The organism is Lentihominibacter sp. (genome assembly GCF_046951855.1).
Classification (GTDB): Bacteria; Bacillota; Clostridia; order Peptostreptococcales; family Anaerovoracaceae; genus Lentihominibacter; species Lentihominibacter hominis.
This window is the reverse complement of record NZ_JBKTXS010000046.1, coordinates 1-10,333: the sequence shown is the minus strand read 5'-3', so window position 1 is coordinate 10,333 and position 10,333 is coordinate 1. Positions and strand designations below refer to the sequence as shown.

General features: G+C 38.4%; 5 protein-coding genes. All 5 read right to left on the bottom strand.

Annotated features, from left to right (window positions below; genetic code table 11):
* Window positions 1–257 precede the first annotated feature (257 nt).
* The 5 genes from ACLR96_RS09550 to ACLR96_RS09530 all read right to left on the bottom strand — a co-directional run bounded on the left by ACLR96_RS09550 (window position 258) and on the right by ACLR96_RS09530 (window position 10,064).
* Window positions 258–1,523, bottom strand: coding sequence for a sodium:proton antiporter (locus ACLR96_RS09550; protein ID WP_177268486.1), 1,266 nt, complete (start codon window positions 1,521–1,523; stop codon window positions 258–260).
* A gap of 143 nt (window positions 1,524–1,666) precedes the next feature.
* A complete protein-coding gene (mgtE, locus tag ACLR96_RS09545; protein WP_243206956.1) occupies window positions 1,667–3,073 on the bottom strand; it encodes a magnesium transporter in 1,407 nt (468 codons plus the stop codon).
* A 51-nt stretch (window positions 3,074–3,124) separates the two neighbouring features.
* Window positions 3,125–4,189 (bottom strand): NAD(P)H-dependent oxidoreductase, encoded by a 1,065-nt coding sequence (locus ACLR96_RS09540; protein ID WP_177268488.1) that lies wholly within the window; start codon window positions 4,187–4,189, stop codon window positions 3,125–3,127.
* Window positions 4,190–4,224: 35 nt separating this feature from the next.
* The gene (locus ACLR96_RS09535) at window positions 4,225–5,196 is read right to left on the bottom strand and encodes a lactate/malate family dehydrogenase (protein WP_177268491.1); all 972 of its coding nucleotides are present in this window, start codon (window positions 5,194–5,196) and stop codon (window positions 4,225–4,227) included.
* On the bottom strand, window positions 5,193–10,064 hold the full coding sequence (locus tag ACLR96_RS09530; protein ID WP_177268493.1) for a hypothetical protein: 4,872 nt from the start codon (window positions 10,062–10,064) through the stop codon (window positions 5,193–5,195). The genes ACLR96_RS09535 and ACLR96_RS09530 overlap by 4 nt, the downstream gene beginning before the upstream one ends.
* Between the last annotated feature and the right edge of the window lie 269 nt (window positions 10,065–10,333).

Genomic DNA, 10,333 nt, shown 5'->3' with positions numbered 1-10,333 from the left:
ATTTTCCATAAAATTCTCCGCAACTTCTGTTTTTATACCGTCAAATTTTTAAGGACTATTAAGATTCTATCATTTTTACTTTTTGTATTCAACACGATTTTATTTGTTTTTTTCTTTTACAAAAGAAGTTGTCATCTAAATAGTACATCTGAGAAAAGTGTATAAACCGAATGCTAAAATTAAAAAATGAACGATTCAATCCTATTAATCCATCAAAATATATAGAAATGACTTCATATCATTTCTATACGTTCAATCTATCTATACATAACCACCATATATACGGTACATATCGCCACCGACAGCAGCATCACAGGAAACCCAATCTTAAAATACTGCATGTATGTTATAGGATATCCGTTTTTTTCACTCATACCTGTCACCACAACATTAGCTGACGCGCCTATTATAGTACCATTACCGCCCAAGCATGCACCCAATGACAACGCCCACCAGAGAGGAGATATATCCATACCGCTCTCTCCCATAGCTGCTATAAGGGGAATCATAGTCGCTACAAACGGAATATTATCAAGTGTCGATGATAGCACAGCTGATACCCACAATATTATCAGCATCGTTGTCATAGGATTTCCTTGCGTAATATTAACTATTACAGATGCAATGCGATCTACTGTTCCGGTCTCCACCAGTCCGCCTACTATTATAAACAAACCTATAAAAAATATTATAGTGGTCCATTCTACAGCAGCCAGAATTTTTTCCGGATCCTGTTTTCCAATTATCAGCATTATCACTGCAGAAGACAAAGCCACTACAGACGTTTCAATATTAAACGAACTGCTGCATGCAAAACCTGTCACCGTAGCCAACATGACTATTATACTTTTCACAAGAAGACTTTTATCAGATACCATACGGCTTGCATCCATTTTCATGATCTTTTTCGTACCCAAGCTATCGTTCTTCATCTCTGACCTGTAAAGAAACTTGAAAAAAATAATAATCACTGTCATTACTATCAAAACAACAGGTCCGTTAAATATCACAAAATCCATAAAAGATAAGCCCGCAGCTCCGCCTATCATTATATTAGGAGGATCACCTATAAGAGTCGCCGTACCACCTATATTAGAAGCCATTATCTGAGTCATCAAAAATGGAACAGGATTTACTCTCAAAGCTCTGGTTATAGCTAAGGTTACAGGACCCATCAAAAGAACTGTTGTAACATTATCTATCACTGATGACAACAAAGCCGTAATAATCATATATATAATCATAATGCGCCATGGATCTCCCTTTGCAGCCTTAGCCGATATCACCGCAAGAGACTCAAATAGACCTGAGTATTTTACTGTTGCCATGAACAACATCATTCCCACCAAAACCCCTATGGTGTTAAAATCTACATATCCGGCAGCCGCTTCAACATCCATTACTCCCAATGCCAGAAGCAGTACAGCACCGAAAATAGCAACAACAGCCCTGTGTATTCTTTCAGAGATTATAATAATCATAACCGCAATAAAAATAATGCACGCTACAGCAGAATCACTCATAAATCTATATCCTCCTTCGGGAAATAAAATACAATATTAAATAATATATAAATATTACATTAAAATTCCTCAAAGAAAAAATAAAAACAGGTCAGTGAAAAAAGTACCTTCAATGACCTGTAAATTTTTTATTACAAACAAATTTAAAGAGTTATTCCCAAAAGCAAAGATGCTATCAGCAGAAATGTAACCGATGAAAACATGTCTGTAAGTGACGATATCATAGGATTCGCCATTAAGGCAGGGTCTATACCGAGCTTTTTCGCAGCCATAGGCAGAAGACTTCCCAAAAGTTTAGCAAAAACTACGATTATTATCATAGACAGTGCCACCGTAAATCCTATAATCACTTTCTGTCCGTCTATGAATACAACCTTTGCCATATTCAAAATACTAAGGGATATTCCCAGTATTATACTTATCCTGAACTCTTTCCAAGCAACCTTCAGCGCATCTTTTAAATCTATATCATCTACAGCCATACCTCTTATGACAAGAGTCGCCGCCTGAGATCCTGTATTTCCACCTGTACTCATCAGAAGAGGCAAATACGAAACCAATATAATCACTTGAGCCAGTACTGTCTCAAACCTTAGAATTATGGTTCCTGTTATCATGGCTGATATATTCATGAAAACAAGCCACGGTATCCTATTACGAGCATGCCTGAAAACCCCCATATCAAGGTATTCTGTATCCGAATCATCCATTACTCCTGCCATTCTCTGGATATCCTCAGTAGTCTCTTCCTCTATTACTTCAAGAATATCGTCAAATGTTATGATACCTACGAGCCTGTGTTCATTATCAACCACAGGTATAGCTAAAAAACCATATTTTTTAAAAGTTTCAGCCACCTCTTCCTGATCATCGTAAACATTGACATATACATAGTCAGTATTCATCAGCTCTGATATTTTCATGTCATCATCTGCGATGACAAGAGCTCGGAGAGAAACGATACCGTCAAGCTTTCTCCCGCCTTTTTTCACATAACACGTATAAACAGTCTCGCTGTCCATACCCTCATGTTTTATGTGAGCCATAGCCTCAGAAACTGTCATGGTCTCCTGAAGGCTTATATAATCAGGCGTCATCAAACTTCCTGCGCATGTGTCCGGATAATTTAAAAAAGTATTTATCAGTTTTCGTTCTTCTTTAGGCGTATTTTCAAGTATCTTATCTACTATATTTGCCGGCAGTTCTTCCAATACGTCAATCTTATCGTCAAAATCAAGTTCCTCAATGATATATGAAATTTCCCTGTCGGTTATTCCATGAACAATAGTCACTTGATCGTCTGAGGGCAAATGAGAAAATACTTCTACGGATACATCTTTAGGCAGCATCCTGAATATGATGATAGTCTTTTCTACTCCCAAAGATTCCAGCACCTCTTCGAGAATTTCACCAATATCAACTTCATTATGTTTTAATATCTCATCCCTCGCTTTAAAATATGATTTTTCCTGCAGCAGTCCCAAAATCTTGTCAACATCTTCATCGAACTGCTGTGTCTTCATATCCGTATCCATAGATGTTTCAGTCATGATATTGCCTCCTTTCCCGAGTATGTAAATCTAAAAATTGAACTTTCAGCTTTATCCTATCAGAACACTTTTCATGTTATGTGCAAAGCTCTCAGCTCTTCTGCCCACTCCTTCCGAGACTGTTATCTCTCCGGGATTATTAGCTGTTTCCAGTATAGCAAATTTGCCGGGCAAAGCAAAGGTTTTATTCATATTAAGACCGCTTATAAGCTGTTCCGCTACAATATCCCCTCCGCTGTAGCCTGAAACCACAACTCCGAAAAGACTTTTATCATAAAACCTATGAGCAGTGAAAAGCGCTGTCATTCTATTCACAAAAGCTGTCAAATTAGCTCCTAAAGCATCATTATAATTTGGACATACCATCACAAGAGCATCACAAGCCAGAATAGCCGGATACACTTTCTCAGTTATAGTTCCCCCATAAAAACAACTGCCTTCTTCTCCAAAATGTCTGCATGTTGCATATGAGCACCCCCTGCAGTCTATAATCTGCCCGTTTCTCAAAGAAATTTCGTTAAAATGGCACTGCGGCAGATGTTTTTTCACCATGTTCCAAAGAGCCAAACTGTTTGATATACTGCTGTTTCCGGCATGAAGTACCAGTATATTGGGATGGGCTTTCTTCTTCGGAGAATATTTCATAATATTATTTACCAGATCTCTTCCGGCTGTCATATATGCTCCCATATTATCAGTGTTAAGATTCTGCGCCTGTATGTTGTAATTCTTCAAAGTCCTTGTCCCTTCCACAAGAGGTCTGCCCGGAAACGTGCATCCGGCTCTGTTAGCAGTAAACACAAGACTCCGTCCTGTTGATTTCGTGAATATCTCGCTGTTGCCGTCAAGGATAACTCCTCCTACGGATCCGTCAAGAGCATTGCTGTTAATCCTCAGATATTTCATGATTGCATACCAGCTTAAGTTTATACCGGACTGCCCCAAAGAAATAGTGAATAGTATTCTTTTATTCCTCAGATCAGCATTCTCCACTTCTTCCACAGTGGAAAAAACCTTATGAATCCTGTTTCCTACACTGTACCGCACTATTTTTTCAAGCCTCTCTTTTTTACTTTCCTCTGGACAGTATGGATTTATTACAATCAAATCTTTCATAACTTCTCCTTTCATCTGCTGAGGACCGTCTTTTTTTAAAGATTCTTCAAATTATCATATGCATGCTTTATTCTCATAAACAGCGCTTCATCAAGTGGAAGATTCTCTGCTACTATACCTTCCGGCGTTCTCTTATTTTTACACCCTAAAAACGCTCCTTTTTCCCCGCAGCCAAAATAAACTGAGGAATAATTCCACTCTCCCTTAAGAGTTTCTATAAGAGATATTGCCCCCGATGACATAGCCGGAGCAATATAAGGTTTGAATCCATCTTCTCTCACCCTCATATTAGCAGTCACCGCAAATTTGGTCAATTCCTTTGATATCTCATCATTATATACTTTGATGCTGTCTGCTATTACAAGATCCTCTCCATGAGGCCCGAAAGCTCTCCCTTCTCTCAAATATCTGGTGAACCGTTTATCTTTTTCTGCAAAATAACGAGCTCGTCCATTCATGACACCAAGGCCATATCCTTGAATCTGACAGGGATCAAGACCTGACATAAGAGCTGCCTTGCACAGAGGATCCACAGGATCAGATACAACTGCAAAGATACCGTCAAATCCACTTTTCACAGCCTTTTTTCCATACATAGATACCAATCTGCGGTTGGCTTTCAGCTGAGCCATCCTTACATCTCCCGAAGATCCCACCGGAGGTACGCCAAGAGATGCACAAAACACAAACATATCACAGTCAAAAATTCGTTCTTCCTTGAGGATTTCTACAAAAGGCAGTTTTCTTCCATCGGGAAAAGATATCTGATTGATCTCCATCTCATATCGTCTCGCCATTTTTTCATCCAGATCATATATTCCTATTTGACTTATGGTACTTCCTCCAAGAAGTTTCAATCCCATAAGAACGGTACCTCCAACATCCCCTAAAGCAAGAAGATTCACTTTGCTGTCCTTTTTTATCCTTTTTTTGTCAGGAAACATCACCGAGCTTTCACTAAGCTTCGTTTTTCTGTTTTTATCTATCAATTCACTTATATATCTCATTTTAACGCACTTTCCAATCTTAAAAGTCTCTCCATGTAATCAGCCATATATACCGACGGAGATAAGTTGAAATCCACGGCTACTCTATTTGATCCATTAGGCATTCTCGGCGATTTTATAACATCCGAGAGGCGTTTTATAGTCAGCTTTCGCTCAAACAGCGTCTGATATTCTTCTTCCAAGACCTTGAAGATCTTGGCCGCATTGTCAATGCATACCATTGACATCTCATAAACTGCTTCCTTACTGGAATCATGAAGAAATGTAGGTGCTGCAAAAGGCAGTATCAGATTTATGGACGGTATCAAATTCGCCTCTGTCTTCTCAAAACTCTGAACACCGTCTCCTCCTATAAACGGACATAAAGTGGACTCAACAAACCATGCTTTAAGATTCGGTATAAAATAAGCGCTTTCCACATCACGATCCTGAATAGTCATTAAATCTCTGCCATACCCCGAAAGAACACCCATTATCAGTTTTCTTATTTTCAAATCATTTTCCTTAAAAATAGGATCAAGAGCTTTTATTCTGTACCCTTTATGAAGCAGATCATCCACCAGTATCACCGGTCTGTTAAAAGACTTTATCGTCTTTATTTGATTAGGTATGGTAGCATACATCGGATATTCTTCTATAGTGAAACTGTCAAGAGTCGGCGAAAACATCTTTTCAGTATGAAGAGTCTTTGTCACAGTATTAGGTACTACCATACCTCTGAGTATCTTCCCAAAAGGCACGCACATACATTCTCCCAAATTCCGCTTCATTCCGGGGTAATTTGGAACATTATTATTCTTGGTTACCATGTCGACTATCTTCTGATGCATGATTCCTGCATTAAAAGACAAGACAAGATTCCCCGGATTCAGCTTAGTTAACGCCCTCTGCATCTCTATATGAGTCTGTTCAAGTATTCTGAGTATTTTTTGATTAGTATTAAACGGCTCTTTCAAAACCGTATCCATATTCTCAATAACAGCGATAGGCTCCTTCATATTGACTTCATACACACCCTGAGGCTCGCCTTTTAAAATTATTTCAGTAAATCCCTGCAGACTCAGTATGTCCAATATATTATTACTTGGCTGTTCCTCAAGAGGATGATATATACCGTATGTCATATCATCTGCTACTGCTTCTGACAATACCTCTGTCGTTATTATCTGCAGCAGTTTTCTCATATCTGTATTCGACGAACAGTAAAGGCCCCGTATAATCAGCATCCGCCCTGTAGCCTTTTCCCTCAGGTAAGACGCTATCTCCACATCTTTGAATTCGTCATAAAGCTCTCCTGTTTCTATCTCATTCACAGCCGCAATAGCACATATGCGCCGATTCTCATTCCACATGACTGCAGCACTTACATCCGGATCATCCAGATATCGCTTTATACAAGCCACATCCAATCCTCTTTCTCTCAGATCTTCTTCCATATCCGCCAGTATCTGGCTTCCTCTGTACTTAAGAGATTCAAATGATATATTCTTTATCTCAAATACATTCTTATACTGAGGCTCTCTCAGATAAAGGCTGTTATCATATATGAAATTCTGGGCTACAGGATCTATGAGATTTGATATATCACGTCCGTAATCTATATTCTCTCTTATTCTTGTTGAACTTATATCTTCCAGATACACCGGCAGCTTTAGCTCCCTTATTTTTCCGCTCATGTTTTCATATGCCTTTTCAAGAGCTATCCTGTCTTTGCCCCTATTCTCCATGGTTTCTCTCTGGAAAACAATATGATTCATAGAATGAATCGAATCGCGGCTTGCTTCTGACCTGTATGAAGACGCATTGATTATCACATCGCTTCCTACCACTATATAAAGATCTTTTTCGGGAAACAGTTCTTTCAAATGTTTAAGATCCTCAGGATTTGCAATATTGACAGGAAAATCATCAGCAAACAGAAAAACATCAGGTTCTCCTGCCACAGACATTGAAATTATTTGTCTTCTTATCATCCTCGGCTGCGTTTTTTTTGACCATGAGAATTCATCTATGGCAAGATACACCTCAAATCCTTCATCCCTTATAGCCTGTACAATTCCTTTATGGCTAAGAGAAAAAGGATCAAAAGTTCCCGGAAAGAATGCAATATTATGATTTTCCGGCAGATTCATATCTCCGCAGCTAAACTTGTATTCAGAAATAAATCTATATATATGATTCAGCGCAGCCGCATTCGTAAAGAAATTCATATCATACTCTTCTATATCTGTTATCAGAGTCAGAATCTTCTTATATGTTTGCCTGAAAATATCAAACTTTTCTTCTTGCGAAAGTTCTTCTGTTCCGAAAATATACTGACCTGTAACCATGACTGCTTCCTGGCTGACCACTTCATGATAATTGGCAAATCCCTTAAGCAGCATCCCCAGCATCTTTGTCTTGCGACTCTCATATTCCACCTTAGGCTCAATATTCTTATATCTATAAGACGAATATTTTTTTATAACTTCTCCTATGGTATCCAATGCTACTGAACCTACCTTGTCATTAGTATTTTCTATCAATTCTCCTATATTGTCCATAAACTCATCCAATTCACCCGGATACAGATAAAGAACAAGCTCACCCAGATACTCCGGAATATATTTAGAAAATTGATATTCACCAATCTCAAGCCCCTTTGTTAATTCTATAACTATCTCATTTATCTGCTCTATAGGAAGTGTCCTTGCGATCTCAATCAGACCTCTCCCCGCTTTATGCCTTACGGTAACTCTCTCACTGACTTTTATCAGATTAGAAAAATGAGAGGCCAGATAGAAGGTCTGTTCTTTGAGTCTGTCATTTAGAGCGTGTTCAAGAAGAAACTCCATATTAACAATCTTCACAACCCACGGAGTTCCTACTTTGAGATTCTCTCTGAATATTGCCGATACAGCATCACTCAAAGAACCTTGTTCTTCCAGTAATCCAATCTTATCATAACATTTCTTGGCGTTTTCTTCCTCTCCTATATTCTTCAGTATTTTATAGACCAAATATGACACACTTATATTATCCATGGTATCACATGCATTGCCTATTATATTTTTTATACATTTTTTTACGTAATAGCTGTCCATCTTGTCAGAAATATATTCGGCAACTCTCAGAGCTCCTATTTTAATTTCAACAGGTTCCCTTACAGATACCGTCTCGGCGAATTCTAAAACGGAAATCATTTCTTCTTCAGAAAACAGCTTTTGCGGAATCGTTATAACAGAATCAAGAAGCACAAATACAGCACTGTCTTTAACACGGCTGAATCCGAACAGCCTGAAGTACTGTCTCATAAAAACACTTATATTACCATCCTCAGAGCTTTCGATAAGCCCCTGAAGAACTACCTTGAGAGTATATCCTATCCAGCTTCTGTGCTGATCCGTAACACGATAATCCGGAAACACTATTTTGTGAAGATATGTATCCCATATCTCAGCAGCCTCAGATACATCTATGCTGTCGCTTCCGGCCCACTCAGGAATCTCCTTTCTGTATACATCATCATATTCAGCTATTATATTTCCCATAAGCCTTCCTGCCTGACGTCTTATATCCCCCTCTCTGTGAGACAACAATTCATACAGAAAATTTATCGTAAGCTGTTTTTCCGGCTTTGTCATATAAGTAAAATATTCCGAAAGAATATTAAGATAAGTCCTCTGGCTTTTCCACTGTTTCTCACTTCTGGCAGCCTCTATGAGACTTCCGAAAGCAGATTCATTATTGAATATTCCCATTATCTGTATATTATGCTCTATAGCAGTATACTTTATATGCTGCACTACCTGATCTGCCATCAAAAGCGCCATATCCTGCTCATAGACTCCCACATTGTGAGCAGGAGAACTCCATACATCTGTTTCTACGCCCAAGTCAATAAGATAATCTTCAAAGTCCTTAAGCTTTGCATAAACTTTCTCATATCTGTGTTGCTTTTCCAAATCAACATTATCAAGCTTTTCCAATATGACATCAAAAGCTTCCGAAAGAGTATAAAAATGTATGGTCTCCTCACCGTTTCGTCTGCTGCTTTTCACTCTGAAATCAGCATATATCAAAAGCAAAGATTCCACAGAAAGGTTTTCCAGTTCAAGATCCCATGTGGAATGGTTGCTGGCGATATGCGCTGTCATAGGCATATTTTCTTTTTTAAGGAGCTCATCTGTATAATAATAATGAAGATACGGGATTCGCTCGGCTTCCTGCGGACTACATCCGAATTTTCCCAAGTCATGGCATGCGGCGGCACCCGAGACAAGTGCCATATCTATAGGTATATCGGTACCTAAAAGCTGTTTTCCGACAAATGTAGCAACATAGTGAACCCCACCTATATGACCTATCGTATTAAACGGCGTTATTTCCCGGCTAATCCTCATAAATTCAAAAATATAATCACGTTTCCAGAAATCTAACAGTCTTTCATATTCTTTAAAAGTGATGCATTCCTTAACCTGATCTTTCCCAAAAAAGTCTATATGATCTGTAGGCGAAAACCCTTTGCTCTGCCTCTCATATCTCAACAAAGCCCTGTAATTTTCAAGGAAAAAATATTTGGCTCTGTTCTGCCCGGTTTCTGCCCGTGCAATATAATTTTCCGGATACATGGCAGCTTTAGTTTCTTCACATATAAACTGAAGCCAGCCACATTCCGGTTCTTCTGACCATTTTTCCATGAAAGGCTTCATTTCCTCCAATATTTTTTCCGCCGAAAACTCTCTGTTCTCGGCAAGTTTTGTAAAAACCTTTTTCCACTGCAGATCATTTAAAAGACGGATCATGTTTTTTCTGTTTGTACCGAAAAAACCAAGGGATCTTCTGTCTGTAAGCACCTGTTGTGTTTCTCTCACTATATTACGAATCAAACCTGTTCCTCCATTTACACAGTTTGGCTTTTTTTCTTCCGATTATTATATCATGTCTGCCATGAATCAACAAACAATGGTTGATGAGATTTTACCTTTACTTACATTTATTGCAACGCGTTTATTATAAAGTTGCGGTTTTGATTAAACCTTTGAAAACCCGTTGACTGCATTTTAACAAAGTGATATATTTAAGTTAATAAGGCATTACCAACTTTGCGAATTTTATTATTAAAGAGGAGAAAAAAAATGTCAAATTATGTTGAAAG

What these genes read in the sequence shown, in the direction of transcription:
- ACLR96_RS09550 (WP_177268486.1), bottom strand. Translation starts at nt 1,523, where the DNA reads ATGAGTGATTCTGCTGTAGCGTGCATTATTTTTATTGCGGTTATGATT.
- mgtE (WP_243206956.1), bottom strand. Translation starts at nt 3,073, where the DNA reads ATGACTGAAACATCTATGGATACGGATATGAAGACACAGCAGTTCGAT.
- ACLR96_RS09540 (WP_177268488.1), bottom strand. Translation starts at nt 4,189, where the DNA reads ATGAAAGATTTGATTGTAATAAATCCATACTGTCCAGAGGAAAGTAAA.
- ACLR96_RS09535 (WP_177268491.1), bottom strand. Translation starts at nt 5,196, where the DNA reads ATGAGATATATAAGTGAATTGATAGATAAAAACAGAAAAACGAAGCTT.